Below are 21,217 nucleotides of genomic sequence, written 5' to 3' on the forward strand. Positions count from 1 at the left end.
GCAGAGCGGGTTCCCACTTTTTCCTTGTCTCCTTTCGACGCCTTCCTTATCTCCGCCGACCAATAAGGGCCGGCCCCCTTCGCCCTATGTCTTTCATGCCAAAGTTCAGAGGCCACTGCGCACGCACACGGCGCGGCCTTGCCGCTCTTGTGGCGTGCGTGGCGTTGCCCTGGCTGCTGGGTGCGGCGGGTCCGGCGGCTGCCGCCTCGTTGCCCGCAGGCACTGTCATCCGCAACGTGGCAACAGGAACTTACGTTCCCGCCGGCCTCATGCAAGCCGAGATCGTGACTTCGAACGCGGTGATCGCCACGGTTCGACCGGTCGAGGCGCTCACCCTCACGCAAGACCAGGCGGTTTCCCGCCCGCCGGGCAGCACCGTCACGCTGAGCCACTTGCTGAAGAACACCGGCAACGTCGACTCGCGCTACACCGTGGCGCTGGTCAACAACGGCGCGGGTTGCGCCGCCGACACGGTGGACCTGGGGGCGCTGCGCGTCGTGCGCGACGTGAACGGCAATGGCGTGGCAGACGGTGGCGAGCCCGAGCTTTCGCTCAATACGGCCGACGTGCTTCGTCTGCAGCCCGACGAGACGGTCGCGCTGCTGGTGCAGGGCACCGTTCCCGGCGCGGCGAGTGGCTCCGCCTGCGTGGCGTTTTCGGCAACCACGGCGCTGCAAGGGGTGGCCGCGACCAACCGCGACACCATCGACATCGGCAACATGGCGGTGCTCACGCTCACGAAGTCGGCGAGCTACCCGGGTTCGAGTGCGCCCCAGGGAACGCGCGTCGACTTCTCGATCCGCGGCAGCAACATCGGCGCGCAGGATGCACAGCCCGCCAACACGGTGGCGCCCGCGGGCATGGCGCTGTTGGTCAATGGCGCGCCGTCGGAACTGGTGCTGGTCCGCGACGTGGTGCCAACGGGCATGCAGTACATCCCCGGTACGCTGCAGTCCAGTGCTGCCAACGCCATCAAGCTGTATCGCCTGCCGGCCGATCCGCCGTTCAGCTACCGCACCGCGGAAGATGCGTCCGCCATCGAAGTGGCCATCGGCCTGCGCACGCCCGTGGCGCGCAATGCCTCCTTCTCGATGCAGTTCGCCGCGCGGGTCATGGCAAGCCAGACCGGCGACATTCGCAATACCGCGCAGACCTACTACCACGACGGCATTCGCCCGGCCGTGGTCGACTCCAACACGGTGGTTCTTTCCAACGGCGCCAGCATCGGCATCGCCAAGACCGCCTTTCCGGCGCAGACGCTCTATGGCGTGAACGGCAAGCCCAACGGTCGCGTCTCGGTGCGTTTTCGTCTGAGCGTGCGCAACTACGGCTCGACGTGGCTGCACGGCGTGCAGGTGACCGACCTGCTGGAGGGTACCGGCCTCAACAAGTTCGGGCGCTACTCGCCCAGTGCGCAGCCGGCCGCCAATGAGTACACGATCGTGCCAGGCTCGGCAAAGGTAGTGGCCTCGGCTGGCGAAGGGGTCATCGCGCAGGGCAACCCGTTGCTCAAGGGAACCGCCGATGCGCAGAACCTGCTTGCCGCCGGCGCCGCGCTGCCGCCGGGCGGCCGGTTGGTGCTTGAGTTCGATGCGATCGTCAACTTCACGGGCAACGGCGGGGTCCGCTACAACACGGCCAAGGCGTCCGCTGCACTGTTTGCAGGCGGTCCGCCCGCCGTCTTCGACGATTCGGTCGACGGGATCGACCCCGACCTCGATGGCGACGGCAATCCGGGCAACGACACGTCGCCGACGCCGGTGCGCTTCGCAATGCCCGTGCTCGAGCTGGCCAAGCAGACCTCTGCGGTGCGCAAGTTGTCCAATGATGTCCACGAGTGGGACTACACGCTCAAGGTCACCAACACGGGCGCGGTGGACGCGCCGAATGTGCGTCTGGTCGACAACCTCGACTGCGCCTTCGAGATGGACAAGTCCGATGGCCAAGTTGCCTCATGGACATTGGTCGGGGCGCCCGAGGCGATCAACGGCAACCTGTCGGTGGCTCGAGGCTTCACGGGACGCGCCGCATGCGACCGCGAAGGATTCGAGAGCAACGATCCCTATCGTTTCCCGCCGCAGATCACGCTGAGTCTGACGGACGGCAGCCGCTCGCTCGCGCCGGGGCAGAGCGAGGAGGTCCGTTTCACCGTGCGCGTGACGCGGAAGCCGGGCCGGACGGGGCGCCGCGTCACGCTCGACAACAAGGCATGGGCCGCCGCGCTCGATCAAAACAACCCGGGCAACGCGTCGATCATCGCGGCTGCTGCAGCGACGTCGCACACGCTGCTGGTCGACCCGCAGGGCACGGTCTACAACGCGGTCACGCGCGAGCCGGTGTCGGGCGCCATCGTCACCTTCAAGCGCCAGACCTGCAGCGCCGGCCCCGTGGGCCCGATCACAGCGGCCGAGATCTTCGCATCCGAGTCGGGCCTGTACACCTTCAACGGCGACGGCAGCGTCTCCATGACCACCGGCGCCGACGGCAGCTATCAGTTCTACCTCATGGCCCCGCCCATCACGGGGCTGTGCACCTACGGCCTCGCCGTCACCCCGCCAGCTGGAAGCGGCTACGTCGTTCCCTCGCAACTGATCCCCGCCACCGGTGGCAGCGCCAGCTGCGGCCCCGTCGTGCCCAGCGCCACCCCGCCCGCCGGCGCAGACCCCACCACCCACTACTTCCAGCTGCGCGCCGGCCTCAACCCCGATGCCTCTTTCTGCGAGGCCGTGCACAACCACATCCCTCTCGACCCCGGCAACGTCCTCGGCCTCGTGCTGCGCAAGGACGGCAGCAAGCGCCAGGCCGAGTTCGGCGACTTCCTCGACTACGCGCTCACCGTCACCAACAAGACCGGCTTCCCCATCACCGGCCTCACCCTGAGCGACAGCCTGCCGCCGGGCTTCGCCTACCAGCGCGGCAGCGCCCGGCTCAACGGCGCTGCCATCCCCGACCCCGCCGGCGGCGCCGGCCCCGGCCTCGTCTTCCACTACCCCCAACTGTCCTTGCCCCCCGAGCAGAGCGCCATGGTGCGCTACCGCGTGCGCATCGGCGTCGGCGCCCCTACCGAGGGCGATGCCATCAACCGCGCGCGCGCCAACTCCGGCCCCGTGCAATCGAACCTTGCCAGCTGGAGCGTTCGCGTCACCGGCGGCGTCTTCTCCGACGAGGCCTTCCTCTTCGGCAAGGTCTACATGGACTGCAAGCGCGACGGGCGCCAGAGCGGCAGCGACGAGATCGGCGTGCCCGGCGTGCGGCTGTACCTGGAGAACGGCACCCACGTCATCACCGACATCGAAGGCAAGTGGAGCCTGTACGGCCTCAAGCCCATCACCCACGTGCTGCGCCTGGACCAGACCACCTTGCCACGCGGGGCGCGACTCGACGTGCTGGACAACCGCAACGCCGGCACCCCCGAGAGCCGCTTCGTCGACCTCAAGAAGGGCGAACTGCACAAGGCCAACTTCCCCATCGCCAACTGCGGCGACCAGGGCGTCATCGACGACGTCATTGCGCGGCGCGCGGCCATCGCCGCCGTGCCCGACACCGAGGCCGAGGCGCAGGTGCGCCTGCGCCTGGACCCCGAGGGCAGGGTGGTGCCTGTCGGCGACGTGCGCGCGCTGCCCGCCTCGGGCCAGATGCTCTCGAGCGGCAGCACCGGCACCGTGCAGCCCACCAGCGCCCCCCTGATCACTTTGCCCAACGGTCCCGCCAACGGCAGCACCTTCGTCAACGCCACCGGCGGCAGCCTCGGCGGCACCCTTGGTGCCCAGGCCACGGGCGGCGCGCCGCTCGGCACCCAGGCCGTGCCCGCGCCCGCGCCCGCGGGTAGCCTCTTCGCGCCGAGCGCCACCGCACCTCGGGCTGTCAACGCACCGCTGGCTGCGCCACCAGCTATACCCGCCGTCGTCGAACTCGAGAAGCTCCTGCCCGAGTTCACAGACAACAGCCTCGGCTTCGTCGACCTCAAGAACGGCAGCATCGTCGCCAGCCGCACCCTCAACGTGCGCGTCAAGGGCGCCGACGGCACCTTCCGACTGAGCGTCAACGGCGCGGCCATCGAGGATCGGCGCGTCGGCAAGAAGGCGCGGCTGCCGTCCAAGCAGCTTGCTGCCTGGGAGTACATCGGCATCGTGCTGCGCCCCGGCGCCAACACTCTGCGCCTGGAGGCCCTCGACGGCTTCGGCAACGTGCGCGGCGCGCCCGTGGAGATCGTCCTCACCGCACCCGACAACCTCGCCGCCATCGAGCTCGGCCTGTCCCAGAACGTGCGCGCCGACCTGCGCACCCCCGTCGTCGTCAAGGTGCGCCTGCTCGACGGCGCCGGCGTCCCCGTCACCTCGCGCACCCAGCTCACCCTCGAGGCCGACCGCGGCCGCTGGCGGGCCGAAGACCTGAACCCCCTCGAGCCCGGCACCCAGGTCTTCATGGAGGGCGGTGCCGCCGAGTTCGCCCTCATCCCCCCCGGCGAACCCGGCGATGCCCGCATCCGCGTCAGCGCCTCCAGCTTCGCGAGCGAAGCGCGCCTCGTCTTCCTGCCCGAGCTGCGGCCCATGATCGGTGTCGGCATCGTCGAAGGCGTCATCGACCTCACCAAGCGCGGCAACCTGCCCCTGGGCGCCATGCCCGCCGGCGCCGCCTTCGAGCGCGAACTCACCGGCCTGCAAAGCGAGGACAACAACAACCGCCGCACCGCGGGCCGCGCCGCCTTCTTCTTCAAGGGCGCCATCAAGGGCGAGTACCTGCTCACCGCCGCCTACGACTCCGACAAGACGGAGAAGGACAGGCTCTTCCGCGACATCCGTCCCGACGAGTTCTATCCCATCTACGGCGACTCCGCCGTCAAGGGGTTCGACGCCCAGAGCAGCCAGAAGCTCTACGTGCGCATCGACAAGAACCGCTCCTACCTGCTGTACGGCGACTTCACCACCGCCAGCAGCACCGAGGTGCGCGAGCTCAGCCAGAGCAACCGCACCCTCACCGGGCTCAAGCACGTCTACGAGAGCGAGCGCGTGCGCGCCACCAGCTACGCCTCGCGCACCGCCCAGGTCCAGCAGATCGAGGAGTTCCGCGCCCTCGGCACCTCCGGGCCCTACTACCTGAGCGCCGCCGGGGGCGAGTTCGTCGAGAACAGCGAGCAGGTCGAGATCGTCGTGCGCGACCGCAACCAGCCCGACATCGTGCTGCAGCGCACCCCCGTCACGCGCTTCGTCGACTACACCGTCGAGCCCTTGACCCGGCGCATCCTTTTTACGCGCGCCATTGCCTCCATCGATCCGAACCTCAACCCGCAATCGATCCGCGTCACCTACGAGGTCGACAGCGGCGGGCCGGAGTTCACCGTCGCGGGCACCGACGTGCAGGTCAAGGTCAACGAGTCGCTGCAACTGGGCGCCGTCGCCAGCGTCGACCGCAACCCCGCCAACAAGCGCCAGCTGCAGGCGCTCACCGGCCTGGCGCGCGTGGGCGAGAACGCCAGCGTCGCGGGCGAGGTCGTGCAAACGCGCTCCGACGACAAGGGCCGCGGCCACGGCGCGCGCGTCGAGGCGCGCTACCAGGACGACAAGCTCGCCGTCGTCGGCCTCGCGGCCAAGACCAGCGAAGGCTTCGACAACCCCGGCTCCAGCTTCTCGGCCGGGCGCACCGCTGCCTCCACGCGCGCCGAGTACCGCATCGACCCGAGCCTGGCCGTGCGCGCCGAGGCGCTCTACAGCCGCGACCTCGCCCAGGAGGGTGACCGCAAGGGCGTGACCGTCAGCGCGCAGAAGAAGCTCACCGAGACCACCACCGTCGAGCTGGGCCTGCGCCACGGCCAGAGCAACGACGCCATCGGCACCAACTCCGGCTTCGACTACGGCCAGATCTCCACCTACAACGGCCAGCTCGGCAGCAGCATCGGCGCCAACAGCGTCACCACCCTCGGGGCGGCCGCGGCCACCGACAGCGCCGATGCGCGCAGCCTCACCACCGTGCGCGCGCGCCTGTCGACCCAGCTCACGGCCGTGCCCGGCGCGCAGGTGTTCGTCGAGGGCGAGCAGGACATCCACGACAGCGACCGGCGCGTGTTCGCCGTCGGCGGCAACTATGCGCTCTCAGACAAGACCCGCGTGTACGGGCGCTACGAGCTCATCTCCTCGCTGTACGGGCCCTACGAGCTCGACGGCGGCCAGCGCAACAACGTCGGCATCGTCGGCATCGAGAGCAACTACATGGCGGGCGGGCGCGTGTACAACGAGTACCGCATCTCCGACGGCGCCGAGGGGCGCGGCGTGCAGTCGGCCATTGGCGTGCGCAACACCGTGAGCCTGACCGAGCGGCTGCGCGTGACGGGCGGCATCGAGCATGCGCGCGACCTGAGCGGCTACAGCAACAGCGTGAACAGCGGCACCGGCTTTGCGGGCGGGCTGGGCGAGTCGACGGCCATCACGAGCGGCGTGGAGTACATGACCGATCGGCTCAAGACCAGCGGCGTGTTCGAGGCGAGGAACGGCGACGACGCGAACACGCGGCTCTTCAGCGCCGGCTTCGGCTACAAGCTCGATCCCTCATGGAGCCTTCTTGCGCGCAGCATCGTGAGCACCAGCCAGGGCCGGGGGGCCAACGCGGGCAACGAGCGCCACCTGCAGCGCCACCAGGTGGGCGTGGCCTACCGGCCGGTGGACGACGACCGGTGGAATGCGCTGGCGCGCTACGAGCGCAGGTCCGAGCGCGTGGTGGGCGAGGGCAATGCGGCCGGTGCGCTGGTGGGCGGGGCGGTGTTCGGTGCGGGCAACGGCAATGCGAGCCTGCCGGGCAAGACGAGTGCGGACATCGTCTCGGCGCATGTGAACTACAACCCCGAGCGCGGGCGCTACCTGATGGGGCGCTATGCGGGCAAGGTCAGCCGCGCGAGGGACGACCTGCTCGCGAGCAGCTACTGGGCGCACCTGGTGCAGCTGCGCTACACGCAGGACATCAACAAGGATTGGGACATCGGGGTGCAGGGCGGGCTCTTGTTCGGCAAGGGCGGCGGGCTGCAGAAGACCTTCGGGCTGGAGCTGGGCTACCAGATCTACAAGAACGCGTGGGTCTCGGTGGGCTACAACTTCATCGGGCTGCACGACCGCGACCTGACGGCCAACGAGTACACGAGCAAGGGGGCGTACATCAGGCTGCGGTTCAAGTTCGATGAGACGACACTGGGGTTTGCATCGGCGGGCGGGGCTGCGACCGGGAATCCTGCGGCGCCTTAGGTCGACCGATATAACAAACAGCGCTCAAGAAGAAATGCAGCACAACTCGATCGCAATCGCGGGTTCAATTGCCCGGCATCGGCGGGGGCAAGCCACGGTGATGCGTGCCCTGATACATCTGGCGAGCCTGATGCTGCTCGCGTTGCTCTGCGGGCCCGCAAGCGCGGCCACCATGTGGCTCAACCCGTCGGCCGACACGGCGACGCTGGGAACCGTCAGAACCGGCAAGAGCGCGGTGGAGTGCCCCAGCAACAAGGTGCTCGTCGGCGTTCGGGAAGAAGACCGGTTTCACCCGACCTACGTCACCTATCTCAACGGCATGGTCAGCGACTACGCCCAGCTGTGCGCCACGGTGACGGTGTCGACGAGTGGCGCTGTCACGGTGACGCCCGATGCCACCTATCTCGATGTTTCTGGTTTCACCGGCGACGGCACGATCCACACCGCGACCTGCCCGGCGGGACAGGTCGTCTCCCAGGTGGCCGCGGACACCTTCATGCCGCCGGGCCAGGGGACGTATCCGTCCAATATCCACCTCTATTGCCGAACGCTCGTTCTGGACGCAAACAACCAGCTGCGCACCAGCGGCGCCGCGACCGTGGTCATTGCGGGCGATGACGAGAACGACTCCAACAGCGCGTTTGCCGGACCGGTGTGCGGCACGGCCTCCAATGAAGTGGTGCGCGGATTGACGGGCGAGCGTGGCGGCGAAGGCTTCGACGGGCTGACCGTGCGCTGCGCCACGATCGGCAGCGACTTCGGCGATGCACCGGCCAGCTACGGCGGCGCTGGCCAGGAGATCAACGCTGCGGTCTATCTGGGCGGCGAAGCCGACACTGAACTGAGCGCGCAGTCCTCCGCGTCGGCCAATGGCGACGATGCCGCCAGTGTCGACGACGAGGATGGCGTGGCAGCGCTGAGCGTCATCGCGACCAATGCCAGCACCTACAGCGCGACGGTCAACGTCTCCAACAGGCTGGCGTCGAGCGCAGCGACGCTGGGCGGCTGGATCGACTTCAACCGCAATGGCACCTTCGAAGCCAGCGAAGGCGTGACGGCCAATGTGGCGGCGGGCACCAACGCGGCCAACGTGACGCTCACGTGGAACGGGGTCTCCGGGCTTGTCACCAACGGTGCAGGCGCGACGTTTGCGCGCTTCAGGATCGTGTCCGGGAGCCTGTCGACGTCCCAGGCGGCGAGCACTCTGGCCAGTGCGGGGGGTGAAGTCGAAGACCATCCGGTCGTGATCGTGCCCTATGTGCAGGTGAGGAAGACGACCAAGTCGGGCAGCGGCGGGCCGTTCAGCATTGCACTGACGAACACCGCGCCGGCCACCGCAACGGTCACGACCACGGCGGCTGACACGGCGACCGCGGTCGACGCCGATCCGGCGACCGGCGGCGTCCAGCACTTCGTGGTCGGCTCCCTGGGGACGAACGTCACGCTGAGCGAACCTGCCTTGTCGAGTGCCTGGACGCTGGAGAGCATCGGCTGCGTGGACCAGTCGGGCACCACCGTCGGAAGCCTGTCCGCCGGGGTCTACACCATTGCGGCTGCCAGCCTGGCGGGCAAGACGTCCTTCACTTGCGATATTGCAAACGTGTTCAAGGAGCCGGTTCTCACGCTGCAGAAAGCCCTGGGCGGCACGGGCCGGATCAACGCGAACGACCAGTTCGTCCTCTCGGGCACCGGTCCTGGCGCGCCCGCGGGCGTCACCACCACGGGGAGCGGCATCGCCGTGACCTCCGCGGCTTACAGCTTCACGGCCACGGCGGGCAGCGCCTACACGCTGAACGAAGCCATGGCGCCGGGCAGTGTTTCGGCGCTGTCGCTCTATACGCAAGGGGTCTCGTGCAGCAACGCGGGCGGGCCGACCAACGTGAGCGGCATCGCCACGCTGCCGATCAACATCACGCCCGCTGGGGGCGACAACATCAGTTGCCTGATCACCAACTATCCGACACTGGGTCCCGATGGCGGACCAGGGCCGAACCCGGGGCCGACGCCGATCTGCAATGCAGATCCGGTCATCGCGGGCACGACCTTCACCAACGGCGCTTGGGTCAGGTCGGGGTGGACCACCACAGGGAACAGTTTCTCTGCCTTGAGGAACAACGGACCCGCCAACCAGACCCAGGTCCTCAGCGGCGTGACGCCGGGCGCGCTGCTCAATTTCGTCTGGAACTTCGGCAACGGCACGGTCGCCGGCACATCCAGCACCCTCACCGCGAGCTATGGCCCCGCTGGAGCGGAAACGGTGTACTGGACCGCCACCGTCAGCAACAACGCCATCGATCCGACCGCCGTGGCCAGCGCCAGCAACGGCGCCGTGTGCGTGACCGGCTGTGCCTCGCCGGTTAAGGACATCGCCAACTCCGTGCAGCTCCGGCTGCCGGTCGGCATCCCGAAGAACGCCAGGCTCAGGTTCACCGCTACGGGCGCCAACGGCACTGGCTCCCCCTACATCGCCGTCGGTGCACCGATCTCGATCCAGAACACCGGCATCTGCCTGGCCAAGACGAGCCTGGGCACCACGGGCACGTTCAACTACACGACCACCGGTGTCGATACCACCATGGGCGGCGGCGGCACCACGGCCAGCATCACCACCGCGGCGGTCAACACCACGCGCTACTACGACGCGAGCGCCACCCTTGCGAACAACCAGCCGCTGCTCATCACCAGCCCGGGCGCCACGGCCAACGTCACCATCAACGAGACGCCGGCGACCGGCTTCGTGCTCGACAGCGTCAGCTGCCCCGGCCTGAGTCCCGTGCGAACGGGCAATTCAGTCACCATCGCCAACGTGCCGCGCGACACGGTGACCACCTGCACCTTCACCAACCGGCCCTCGATCATCAACCTGAGCAAGGCGCTCTCCGGCAACCGCGTCGGCGCAGGCGACAACTTTTCGGTGGCCATCCGCACCGGGGGGGCCACCGGTCCCATCGTAAGCTCGCCGGTCTCCGCCACCAGCACCGGTAGCGGTTCCACCATCGACCCCGGCACCGGCACCACCGACGACTTCTATACCGTTCCCGGCACGCTCTACACGCTGACCGAATCGGGCACCGGCGGCGCCAACCTCGCCAACTACAACGCCTCGCTCACCTGTACCGATGCGACGGGCCTGACCCCGGCATCGTCCTTGCCCACCAACGAGCCCTTCAACCCAGCCGTCGGCCGGGCCGTGACGGCGGCGACCGGCGCGAACCTGCGCTGCGTCATCACCAACAGCGCCGGCACGCCCACCGTCACCGGCCGCGTGTTCCTGGACACCGGCACTGGTGGGGGCACCGCCAACGACGGCCTCCTCAACGGCGGTGAGGCTCCGCAGGCCGGCGTCACCGTGCGGCTGACCAACTGCGCGGCCACCGTGTACGCCACGGCCGTCACCAACGCCGTGGGCGGCTACAGCCTCGCGCCGCCCTCGGGCACCGCCAGCGGCGCGGCCCTGTGCGTCGAAGAGACCAACGCCAGCGGCCACGCCTCCACCGGCGCCTCCGCCAGCGGCACCGCGCTGCCTTCGGGCACCGCCACCGCGGTGGGCGGCACCAGCTACACCTACACCCGCACCGGGGCAGGCGACCGCATCGCCTTCGCCTGGAACGGCACCGGCCATAGCAACCTCGACTTCGGCGACGTGCCCAACGCCACCTTCGCCACCAGCGGCGCCAAGAACGGACTGCCCGGCACCACCGTCACCTACGGCCACACCTTCACCGCGGGCACCGCCGGGGCCGTGCGCTTCGTCATCGCGAGCGAGACCGCCACGCCGGCCATCGCCGGCTGGACGGCCAGGATCTTCGACGACACGGGCTGCACCGGCAGCCTGCAGCCTGGCGCGGCGCAGCTGTACCCGCCTGCGGCCGGTGCCGGTGCGCCCGTTGCCACTGGCGGGCAAAAGTGCATCGTCGTGCAGCAGTTCATCCCGGCCACCGCCACGCTGGGTGCGAACAACAAGCTCGTGGTGCAGGCGAACTTCGACTATGCCAACGCCACCCCCGCGCTGAGCGCGAGCTACGTGCTGGAGGACACCACCACCGTCGGCAGCCAGGCGCTGGACCTGAAGAAGGAGGTGCGCAACGTCACGCAGGGCGTGGCGACCTTCGGCATCAGCAACCAGGCCAAGTCGGGCGAGACGCTGGAATACCGCATCACGTACCTGAACAACAGCGCCGCGCCGATCAGCAGCCTGGTGGTCAACGACACCACGCCGGGCTACACGACCTTCGTGAGCGCGAGCGCGGGCACGACGCCGGCGAGCCTGACGAGCTGCACCAAGAACACACCGGCCAATGCGCTGCCGGCGGCGGCCGTGTCTTGTGGGACGGCACAGACTGCGGGTGGCACGGGGCCTATCGAATGGAAGTTCGTCGGCACGGTCGAGCCGGGCAGCTTGGGTATGGTGCTGTTCAGAGTGAAGGTGGACTGACGAGCGTGAAGATGCTCAGGAATGCCCGTCCACCCGCATCTGGAACAGAAAGTAGGGCGGAATGCATGCGCCGCGTCCTTCGGGCCGGCCCTCGGCCTGGGCGCAGATGTAGTCGTCGCGGCACGGCTCGCCGGCCGAGCAGCTTCGAAGGTTGCCGGGCCGTGTGTGCTTCGCGAGGCATTCGCCGAACGGCCGGTTGGCGGCCAGGCACTGGTTGAAATCGCTGAGCACAGCGATGCCGCCGCAGGTGCCGAGGCGGTCGTTGGGGTCGCAGGGGCCCGAGCACATGCCGCCCGGGAAACCGACCAAGGTCTTTTCGCAGACGGAGGACGCGCCCTCGCAGGCTACGCGCGCCAGCTTGACGGCGCGGTCGCGCCATGGGTCGGCCGAGGGCGTGATGCGTGTTGGCTCGCAACTTGCGCCCACCACGGCCCGGCCTCTCGTGCCGCCGATGACGCCGGGCTCGGCAAGCGGGCGAAACGCGTCGGGCCGCGGCGTCCACAGCGCTGCCTGCAGGTAGCGGCCACGCCGCGCCAGCTCGTCCTGCAGATGCGGCGAATGCGCCAGCGCGAGCGCGTTGCCCGCTGTGAAAGTGCGCGAGGCGCCGCGCCGATCGACGCCGAGCAGGTGGAAGCCCGCGACCGCACGGCTCTGGTGGCAGCCCGCGCAGCCCAGGTCGTCGAGCCGGCGCAGCACGGCCTCGGGCGACTGCAGCGTGCGGCTTGCGGGCACCGCCTGCCATTCGCCGGGCTGGAAGACCTGGGCAAAAGGCCGGTTCGCGAGACGCTCCAGGCCGCGCGGCGCCACCGACACGGCCTCGGTGGCGAGGAACTTCTCGGGAATGCGCAGCGTGGCGTCGTCGAGCGCGCGCAGGTTGGCGGACTGCTGCAGCCATTGGCGCAGCTCTTTCTTCAGCGCGGCATCGGCCTTGAGGCGTGCGACATCGGGCGTGTTCTCGAGGGGCGCCACATCGAAGCGCTGCGTGCCCGCGTTCCAGCGGAACGCGCGCAGCATGTATTCGGCATGGCCGCCCAGGTCCGGCCGCACCGCCGAGGGCCAACGCACGCTCTGGAGGTTGGTCGTGACTTGCGCGATGCGCGCCGGCGCGAGGCGCTCGCGCGCGAGCGGGCCCGTGGACGACACCAGCCAGCGACCGAGCGCCTCGTCCGCCATGCCGGCCCGCGGCGGCTGCCAGCGCCTGGCAGCGTCCGCGCAACTGCCGGCTGCATCGGGCGCATCGCCGCGCAACTCGACCGCGACCGTCATCGGAAGGCGCGACTGCATCGCGGCCGTGCGGTAGGCGAGCCGGTAAACCAGCCGCGTCTCGCCGCAGGCGCCGTCCTGGAACGGACGCCGGTCCATCCGGTTGGCAACGCCCACGAGTTCGAAGAACGCGTCTGCGCTCGAAAGCCAGCGCGCGTCGAACAGGCGGTGCGGATAGCGCGCGATGCCGACGCCCGCCTGCCGGTCGCGACGCTGCAGGGCGGCGAGGCTGCCGTTCAGCGGCCCGGCGACCGACTGCCACGATGGTGAACGCGCGATGGCCTGGTTGGTTGCGATGCCGCTTGCAGCTGCAGGCACGTCGAACCAGCGGCCGAATGCGGCCCCGCCTTGCTCGGCGGCTTGCAGGGCCAGCGGCGAGGTGACGAGCAGAAGCGGTTCTGCCGCGTGGCCGCGCGGCGCGACGAGCGAGAAGGCCAGCGAAAGTCCGAGGGGAAGAAGAAGGCGAGCGATGGGGCGCACGCGCACGATTGTGCCGCCGCGCGCCGCGCGCCGGGCGGCTCAGCGGCGTGGAATGCCGAGCGCGCGGCAGAACTCGTAGAAGTCCTCGAGCTGCAGCGATTTGTCGAACACCGCATCGACACCCGCCGACAGCGCGTCCTCGCGCACTTCGGAGGTGGCGTGGTTCATGAACACCACAGTGCGCTGCGCGGGCGACTTGCGTTCTTTCAAATGGTTGACGACGGTCAGCCCGTTGCCCTGGGCGAGGAAGATGTCGATCACCGCAGCGTCCCAGCCATCGGGGTTCGCGTCGAGCCAGTCGATCGCCTCGTCGGCGCTGGCGGCGGTGGCGACGACTTCGCATCCGGAGAACTCGCGCAGCCCGTCGGACAGGGTGGTGGCGATCAGGGGGTTGTCTTCTATGAGGTAGATGCGGGTCATCGGTGCGGAACCTGGAGAGGGAATGCGTCGGCTTCGTGCACGTCAGATGGGGGGCGGGCCGCCGCAGGTTTACCCATTGTCACGAATGCAGGCGCGATGCGGAGTCGGACAAGACCCACCCATCCGCGTCCGCAACGCGCCCCAAACTCGTCGTTGTGCAGTGCGGAAAACCATCGCGTGAGAAACTACCGGCCCGAGCCAGCGCCCGCGTATGAACGACAAGTCCTTGAATCTGAAAGAGAAAACCCTCTCCATCGCACCCATGATGGACTGGACGGACCGCCATTGCCGGTTCTTCCACCGCCTCATGACGCGCCATGCGCTGCTCTACACCGAGATGGTGACCACCGGCGCGCTCATCCATGGCGACGTGCCGCGGCATCTGCGCTTCCACGACGCGGAGCATCCGGTGGCGCTGCAGCTCGGCGGCAGCGAGCCGGCCGACCTTGCGCACTGCGCGAAGCTCGGCGAAGAGTGGGGCTACGACGAGATCAACCTCAATTGCGGCTGCCCGAGCGAGCGGGTGCAGCGCGGAGCATTCGGCGCCTGCCTCATGAACGAGCCGCAGCTGGTGGCCGACTGCGTGAAGGCGATGGTCGACGTGGTGGATGTGCCTATCACGGTCAAGCACCGCATCGGCATCGACAAGATCGAGCGCTACGAATTCGTGCGCGACTTCGTCGGCGCGGTGAGCGAGGCCGGCTGCAAGACCTTCATCGTGCATGCGCGCAATGCCTGGCTCCAGGGCCTGAGCCCGAAGCAGAACCGCGAGATCCCGCCGCTGCGCTACGAGATCGTGCACCGGCTGAAACACGAGTTTCCTCATCTCGACTTTTCCGTCAACGGCGGCCTCACGACCAATGCACAGGTGCACGAGCACCTGCGGCTGCTCGACGGCGCGATGATCGGGCGTGAGGCGTACCACAACCCGTGGTGGCTGGCCGAATGGGATGCCGAGTTCTACGGCGCCCAAGCGCAGCCGCTCACACGAGAAGACGTGGAATCGCTGATGTGCGACTACATGGAGCGCGAGGCGGCCGAACACGGCACGCTCTGGTATTCCATCGCACGCCACATGCTGGGCCTGCGCAACGGCCTGCCCGGCGCGCGGCGCTGGCGGCAGGTGTGGAGCGACCACAAGCTCAAGACGCGCCCGCCGCGCGAGGTGATGGCGCTCGCGCACGAGCCTGTCGCCCAAGCCGCGTAGCCGACAAGGTCATGCCAGGAACACCGTGGAACCGGCTTTGCCGGGCCACCGGTGTTGCCCCCTTGAGGGGGAGACGGCTACACGAAGTGAGCCGTTTCGGGGGTGGGCCTAGTTCGCGGCTTCCAGCCCGTTCGCGAAGTGTTCGCGCATGCGCGCCATGGCCGCCGTCGCGTCGCGCGTGTCGATCGCCGCCATGACCGCGCGGTGCTCGGCCAGCGATTCGGCGATGCGCCCCGCCTTCAGCAGCGAGTTGTGGCGGTTGAGCTTCATCACCTTGCGGAGGTCGGCCACCATCTGGTCGCGCCACTTGTTGTTGGCAATCGCCAGCAGCCGCATGTGGAAGCGCTCGTTGACCGCGAAGAAGTGTTCGCGGTCGACCTTGCCGGGCGCGGCGGCGGCCTCGAGTTCGGCATGCAGCGCCTTGAGTTCCTGGCGCTGCTCGGCGCTGGCGCGCTCGGCCACCACGCCCGCCGCGTCGCTCTCGAGCAGCGACAGCAGGTGGTACACGTCCGCCAGGTCCTGCTCCGACACCTCGGTCACGTAGGCGCCGCGGCGCACCTTCATCGTCACCAGGCCCTCGGCCGCGAGCACTTTCAGCGCCTCGCGCAGGGGGGTGCGGCTGATGCCGTATTCGTCGGCCAGCTTGAGTTCGTCGATCCAGCTGCCGGGCTCGAGCTCGCGGCGGAAGATCCGCTGGCGCAGCAGCTCGGCCACCTCTTCATAGAGGGCGCGCGGGGTGAGGGTGACGGCGGACATGGGCGCGAATGTACCTCAAAACTGGGTTTGAATTAATAATTACGGATCGGTTAGACTCGCGGCCGACCTGCAAATCCGTGCGGGCGCATGCGACGATTCCTGCAAGACGACACTGCACCACGGCCCCTTCATGAGCAGCACACCCGAACCCACTTTCAAGCCCGCAACCCTCGACGACTGGGCCAAGGCCGCGGCCAAGTCGGCGCCCGGCGGCGACCTGAACGCGCTGAACTGGCTCACGCCCGACGGCATCACCGTGAAGCCGCTCTACACGGCCGCCGACCTGAAGGGGCTGAAGTACGCCGACACGCTGCCGGGCTTCGAGCCGTACCTGCGCGGCCCGCAGGCCACGATGTACGCGGTGCGCCCGTGGACCATCCGTCAATACGCCGGCTTCTCGACCGCCGAGGAATCGAATGCCTTCTACCGCAAGGCGCTGGCTGCCGGCGGCCAGGGCGTGAGCGTGGCCTTCGACCTGGCCACGCACCGCGGCTACGACAGCGACCATCCGCGTGTGACCGGCGACGTTGGCAAGGCCGGCGTGGCGATCGATTCGGTCGAGGACATGAAGATCCTGTTCGACCAGATACCGCTCGACAAGGTGAGCGTCTCCATGACGATGAACGGCGCGGTGCTGCCGGTGCTGGCGGGCTATGTGGTGGCGGCCGAGGAGCAGGGCGTCGCGCAGGACCAGCTGAGCGGAACCATTCAGAACGACATCCTCAAGGAGTTCATGGTCCGCAACACCTACATCTTTCCGCCCGCGCCGAGCATGCGGATCATCGGCGACATCATCGAGTACACGGCCCAGAAGATGCCGAAGTTCAACTCGATCTCGATCAGCGGCTACCACATGCAGGAGGCTGGCGCCAACCAGGCGCTGGAGCTGGCCTTCACGCTGGCCGACGGCAAGGAATACGTGAAGACCGCGCTCGCAAAGGGCCTCGACGTCGACGGCTTCGCCGGGCGGCTGTCGTTCTTCTGGGCCATCGGCATGAACTTCTACCTCGAGGTGGCCAAGATGCGCGCGGCGCGCCTCTTGTGGTGCCGCATCATGAAGGAGTTCAACCCGAAGAACCCCAAGAGCCTGATGCTGCGCACGCACTGCCAGACCTCGGGCTGGTCGCTGACCGAGCAGGACCCGTACAACAACGTGGTGCGCACCACCATCGAGGCCATGGCCGCGGTGTTCGGCGGCACGCAGAGCCTGCACACCAACGCGCTCGACGAAGCGATCGCGCTGCCGACGGAGTTCAGCGCGCGCATCGCACGCAACACGCAGCTCATCATCCAGGAAGAGACGCACATCACGAACGTGATCGACCCCTGGGCGGGCAGCTACATGATGGAGAAGCTCACGCAGGACATGGCCGATGCGGCCTGGGCCATCATCGAGGAGGTCGAGGCCATGGGTGGCATGACCAAGGCGGTGGACAGCGGCTGGGCCAAGCTCAAGATCGAGGCCGCGGCGGCCGAGAAGCAGGCGCGCATCGACTCGGGCCGCGACGTGATCGTGGGCGTCAACAAGTACAAGCTCAAGACCGAAGATGCGATCGACAGCCTGTCGATCGACAACGTGATGGTGCGCGAGCAGCAGGTGGCGCGGCTGCAGAAGACCCGCGCCTTGCGCGATGCTGCCAAGGTGCAGGCCGCGCTCGACGCGCTGACCGAGGCGGCCGAGAACGGCACCGGCAACCTGCTCGCGCTGAGCATCGACGCGGTGCGCCTGCGCGCCACGGTGGGCGAGATCTCCGACGCCCTCGAAAAATCATTCGGCCGCCATCGAGCCGACACGCAAAAGGTGACCGGTGTGTACGCTGCTGCCTACGACTCGGCCGAAGGCTGGGAAGCCCTCAAGACCGAGATCGACGCCTTTGCCGAAGCGCAGGGCCGCCGCCCGCGCGTGATGATCTCCAAGCTCGGGCAGGACGGCCACGACCGCGGTGCCAAGGTGGTGGCTACCGCCTTCGCCGACCTGGGCTTCGACGTCGACATGGGGCCGCTGTTCCAGACGCCCGAGGAGTGCGCGCGCCAGGCGATCGAGAACGACGTGCACGCGGTGGGCGTGAGCACGCTCGCGGCGGGGCACAAGACGCTGGTGCCCGCGATCATCGAAGAGCTGAAAAAGCAGGGCGCCGACGACATCATCGTGTTCGTCGGCGGCGTGATCCCGAGGCAGGACTACGACTTCCTGTACGAGGCGGGCGTCAAGGGCATCTATGGCCCCGGCACGCCGATCCCGGCCAGCGCGAAGGACGTGCTCGAGCAGATCCGCGCCGCGGTGTCTTCCTGAATCAGGCGCGTGTGGGAAGCAACGTGAAAGATCTCCTGTCGCGGCTGTCGCTGCAGCCGGTGGACTCCGGCGATTTCGAGGCCATGCTGGCCCTGCGCATCGATGCGATGCGCCCGAGCCTGGAGCGCGTCGGGCGCTTCGATCCCGAGCGTTCGCGCGAGCGGCTCTCGGCAGGCTTCGTCGTGCCGTACATGCACCACATCGTGCTCGACGCAGACCAGCGCATCGGCTTCGTCACGCTCAAGCCCGAGGGCGGCGATGCGCTGCGCCTCGATCACCTCTACCTGCGCACCGGCTTCCAGAACCTGGGCATCGGCGAATGGGTGCTCGAATGGGCCAAGTCGGAGGCGCGCGCGCAGCAGCGAGACATCAAGCTCACCGCGCTTGTGAAGAGCGATGCCAACCGCTTCTACCTGCGCCACGGCTTCGTGCTCGAGGCCGAGGACGGCTTCGACCTGCATTACCGATGGCGCGCGGCAGTGGGGGAGGCGTGCTGAACTCGGCCGAGGCGCTCGACCGGGCGCTGGCCGCGCCACAGGGCATGGCGCAGCGCCGTGCCATCGCCAAGGCCATCACGCTGCTCGAATCGACCCGCGCGGACCATCGCGCCGAGGCCGACGCGCTGCTCACGGCGCTGCTGCCGCGCACCGGCCAGTCGTTCCGGCTCGGCATCTCGGGCGTGCCGGGCGTGGGCAAGTCGACCTTCATCGAGACGCTCGGGCTGCTGCTGATCGAGCGCGGCCACCGCGTGGCGGTACTCACGATCGATCCGTCGTCCACTGTCTCGGGCGGCTCCATCCTCGGCGACAAGACGCGCATGGAGCGGCTGTCGGTGCACGAGCGCGCGTTCATCCGGCCGAGCCCGTCGAGCGGCACGCTGGGCGGCGTGGCCGAGAAGACGCGCGAGGCCATGCTGGTGTGCGAGGCCGCGGGCTACGACATCGTCATCGTCGAGACCGTGGGCGTGGGCCAGAGCGAGACGGCGGTGGCCGGCATGACCGACATGTTCGTGCTGATGCAGCTACCCAATGCGGGCGACGACCTGCAGGCGATCAAGAAGGGCGTGATGGAGCTCGCCGACCTCGTCGTCATCAACAAGGCCGACCTCGACCGCGACGCTGCTACGCGCGCCGAGGCGCAGATCACTTCGGCGCTGCGGCTCTTCGGCCACCAGGGCAATCCCGATCACGCGCATGCGGCGCACGACGCGCACAGCGGCGCCGAGGTGCGCTTCTGGCTGCCCCGGGTGCTGCAGCTCAGCGCGCTCGCGAACACCGGCGTCGACGCTTTCTGGGACGCGGTGACGCAGTTCAAGGCGCTGCAGACGTCCAACGGCAAGCTCACCAGGCGCCGCGAAAAACAGGCCACCGCGTGGATGTGGGAGCGCATCGACGCGGGCCTCAAGCAGGCCTTCAGGCAGCATCCGCAAGTGCGCGAGCTGCTGCCGCAGCTCACGCGCCAGGTGGCCGAGGGCGCGCTGCCCGCGTCGACCGCGGCGCGCCAGCTGCTCGCGGCCGCGGCCATTGCGGCCAAGGCATGAAGCCACCACCCACAGATTCAGGACCACAGCTTCGGAAGCACAACATGCAAGAACTGATCGAACAACTCGAAAAGCGCCGCGCCCAGGCGCGTCTCGGCGGCGGGCAGAAGCGCATCGACGCGCAGCATGCCAAGGGCAAGCTCACCGCGCGTGAGCGCATCGAACTGCTGCTCGACGACGGCACCTTCGAAGAATGGGACATGTTCGTGGAGCACCGCTCGGTCGATTTCGGCATGGCCGAGCAGAAGATCCCGGGCGACGGCGTGGTCACCGGCTACGGCATGATCAACGGGCGCCTGGTGTTCGTCTACAGCCAGGACTTCACGGTCTTCGGCGGCGCGCTCAGCGAAGCGCACGCCGAGAAGATCTGCAAGGTGATGGACCAGGCCATGAAGGTCGGGGCACCGGTCATCGGCCTCAACGACTCGGGCGGCGCGCGCATCCAGGAAGGCGTGGCCTCGCTCGGCGGCTATGCCGACGTGTTCCAGCGCAACGTGATGGCCTCGGGCGTGGTGCCGCAGATCAGCATGATCATGGGCCCGTGCGCGGGCGGCGCGGTGTACTCGCCCGCCATGACCGACTTCATCTTCATGGTGAAGGACTCGAGCTACATGTTCGTCACCGGCCCCGATGTGGTGAAGACGGTGACGCACGAGAGCGTCACGGCCGAGGAGCTCGGCGGCGCCATCACCCACACCACGCGCAGCGGCGTGGCCGACATGGCGTTCGAGAACGACGTCGAGGCGCTGATGATGCTGCGGCGCCTGTACAACTACCTGCCGCTCAACAATCGCGAGAAGCCGCCGGTGCGCCTGGGCAACAATGGCCAGGGCGACCCGGCCGACCGGCCCGACTATTCGCTCGACACGCTGGTGCCCGACAACCCGAACAAGCCGTACGACATCAAGGAGTTGATCCACAAGGTGGCCGACGACGGCGACTTCTTCGAGCTGCAGCCCGACTATGCGAAGAACATCGTGATCGGCTTCGCGCGCATGGAAGGCCAGACCGTCGGCATCGTGGCGAACCAGCCGCTGGTGCTGGCCGGATGCCTCGACATCAAGTCGAGCATCAAGGCCGCGCGTTTCGTTCGCTTTTGCGATGCCTTCAACATTCCGGTGGTCACCTTTGTCGACGTGCCCGGCTTCATGCCCGGCACCGGCCAGGAGTACGGCGGCATCATCAAGCACGGTGCCAAGCTGTTGTACGCCTACGCCGAATGCACGGTGCCCAAGATCACCGTCATCACGCGCAAGGCCTATGGCGGCGCCTACGACGTGATGGCGTCGAAGCACCTGCGCGGCGACGTCAACCTGGCCTGGCCGCGCGCCGAGATCGCGGTGATGGGCGCCAAGGGCGCGGTCGAGATCATCTTCCGCGAGGACAAGAACGACCCCGCGAAGCTCGCTGCGCGCGAGGCCGAATACAAGGCGCGCTTCGCCAATCCGTACGTGGCAGGTGCCCGCGGCTACATCGACGACGTGATCCTGCCGCACGAGACGCGCAAGCGCATCTGCCGCTCGCTCGTGATGCTGCGCGAGAAGAAGCTCGAGAACCCGTGGCGCAAACACGGCAACATCCCCTTGTGAGTGCT

Annotated in this window: 10 protein-coding genes; 7 read left to right on the forward strand and 3 right to left on the reverse strand. The window is 68.3% G+C overall.

The window, feature by feature from the left end:
* The first annotated feature begins 269 nt into the window (after positions 1-269).
* Both AC3A6R_RS02620 and AC3A6R_RS02625 read left to right on the forward strand, forming a co-directional pair.
* Positions 270-7,229 (forward strand): hypothetical protein, encoded by a 6,960-nt coding sequence (locus AC3A6R_RS02620; protein ID WP_487863696.1) that lies wholly within the window; start codon positions 270-272, stop codon positions 7,227-7,229.
* A gap of 100 nt (positions 7,230-7,329) precedes the next feature.
* Entirely contained in the window at positions 7,330-11,664 is a 4,335-nt protein-coding gene (locus AC3A6R_RS02625) for a beta strand repeat-containing protein (RefSeq protein ID WP_487863697.1), read from the forward strand.
* A 15-nt stretch (positions 11,665-11,679) separates the two neighbouring features.
* On the opposite strand, the gene AC3A6R_RS02630 is transcribed toward AC3A6R_RS02625, so the two are convergent.
* Positions 11,680-13,407, reverse strand: coding sequence for a hypothetical protein (locus tag AC3A6R_RS02630; protein WP_487863698.1), 1,728 nt, complete (start codon positions 13,405-13,407; stop codon positions 11,680-11,682).
* Positions 13,408-13,446: 39 nt separating this feature from the next.
* Positions 13,447-13,827 (reverse strand): response regulator, encoded by a 381-nt coding sequence (locus tag AC3A6R_RS02635; protein ID WP_487858760.1) that lies wholly within the window; start codon positions 13,825-13,827, stop codon positions 13,447-13,449.
* Positions 13,828-14,038: 211 nt separating this feature from the next.
* On the opposite strand from AC3A6R_RS02635, the gene dusA reads away from it, so the two are divergent.
* Positions 14,039-15,034 (forward strand): tRNA dihydrouridine(20/20a) synthase DusA, encoded by a 996-nt coding sequence (gene dusA, locus AC3A6R_RS02640; protein ID WP_487863699.1) that lies wholly within the window; start codon positions 14,039-14,041, stop codon positions 15,032-15,034.
* A 108-nt stretch (positions 15,035-15,142) separates the two neighbouring features.
* On the opposite strand, the gene AC3A6R_RS02645 is transcribed toward dusA, so the two are convergent.
* Positions 15,143-15,790, reverse strand: coding sequence for a GntR family transcriptional regulator (locus tag AC3A6R_RS02645; protein WP_487858762.1), 648 nt, complete (start codon positions 15,788-15,790; stop codon positions 15,143-15,145).
* A gap of 130 nt (positions 15,791-15,920) precedes the next feature.
* Here AC3A6R_RS02645 and scpA point away from each other — a divergent pair, with 130 nt between their 5' ends.
* From scpA to AC3A6R_RS02665, 4 genes are read left to right on the forward strand one after another with little or no spacing between them, the layout of a single operon-like run.
* The gene (gene scpA, locus AC3A6R_RS02650) at positions 15,921-18,083 is read left to right on the forward strand and encodes a methylmalonyl-CoA mutase (RefSeq protein WP_487863700.1); all 2,163 of its coding nucleotides are present in this window, start codon (positions 15,921-15,923) and stop codon (positions 18,081-18,083) included.
* A gap of 23 nt (positions 18,084-18,106) precedes the next feature.
* Positions 18,107-18,580: a GNAT family N-acetyltransferase gene (locus AC3A6R_RS02655; protein ID WP_487858764.1), complete on the forward strand. Its 474-nt coding sequence runs from the start codon at positions 18,107-18,109 to the stop codon at positions 18,578-18,580.
* Positions 18,550-19,623 (forward strand): methylmalonyl Co-A mutase-associated GTPase MeaB, encoded by a 1,074-nt coding sequence (meaB, locus tag AC3A6R_RS02660; protein WP_487863701.1) that lies wholly within the window; start codon positions 18,550-18,552, stop codon positions 19,621-19,623. Before AC3A6R_RS02655 ends, meaB begins: the two co-directional genes overlap by 31 nt.
* Positions 19,624-19,667: 44 nt before the next feature.
* On the forward strand, positions 19,668-21,212 hold the full coding sequence (locus tag AC3A6R_RS02665) for an acyl-CoA carboxylase subunit beta (protein ID WP_487858766.1): 1,545 nt from the start codon (positions 19,668-19,670) through the stop codon (positions 21,210-21,212).
* Positions 21,213-21,217: the final 5 nt, after the last annotated feature.

The organism is Variovorax sp. Soil_C_19 (assembly GCF_057657255.1).

Excerpts from the sequence above, each read along its gene's own strand:
- AC3A6R_RS02620 (WP_487863696.1), top strand. The coding sequence starts at position 270 with ATGCAAGCCGAGATCGTGACTTCGAACGCGGTGATCGCCACGGTTCGA.
- AC3A6R_RS02625 (WP_487863697.1), top strand. The coding sequence starts at position 7,330 with ATGCGTGCCCTGATACATCTGGCGAGCCTGATGCTGCTCGCGTTGCTC.
- AC3A6R_RS02635 (WP_487858760.1), bottom strand. The coding sequence starts at position 13,827 with ATGACCCGCATCTACCTCATAGAAGACAACCCCCTGATCGCCACCACC.
- dusA (WP_487863699.1), top strand. The coding sequence starts at position 14,039 with ATGAACGACAAGTCCTTGAATCTGAAAGAGAAAACCCTCTCCATCGCA.
- AC3A6R_RS02645 (WP_487858762.1), bottom strand. The coding sequence starts at position 15,790 with ATGTCCGCCGTCACCCTCACCCCGCGCGCCCTCTATGAAGAGGTGGCC.
- scpA (WP_487863700.1), top strand. The coding sequence starts at position 15,921 with ATGAGCAGCACACCCGAACCCACTTTCAAGCCCGCAACCCTCGACGAC.
- meaB (WP_487863701.1), top strand. The coding sequence starts at position 18,550 with ATGGCGCGCGGCAGTGGGGGAGGCGTGCTGAACTCGGCCGAGGCGCTC.
- AC3A6R_RS02665 (WP_487858766.1), top strand. The coding sequence starts at position 19,668 with ATGCAAGAACTGATCGAACAACTCGAAAAGCGCCGCGCCCAGGCGCGT.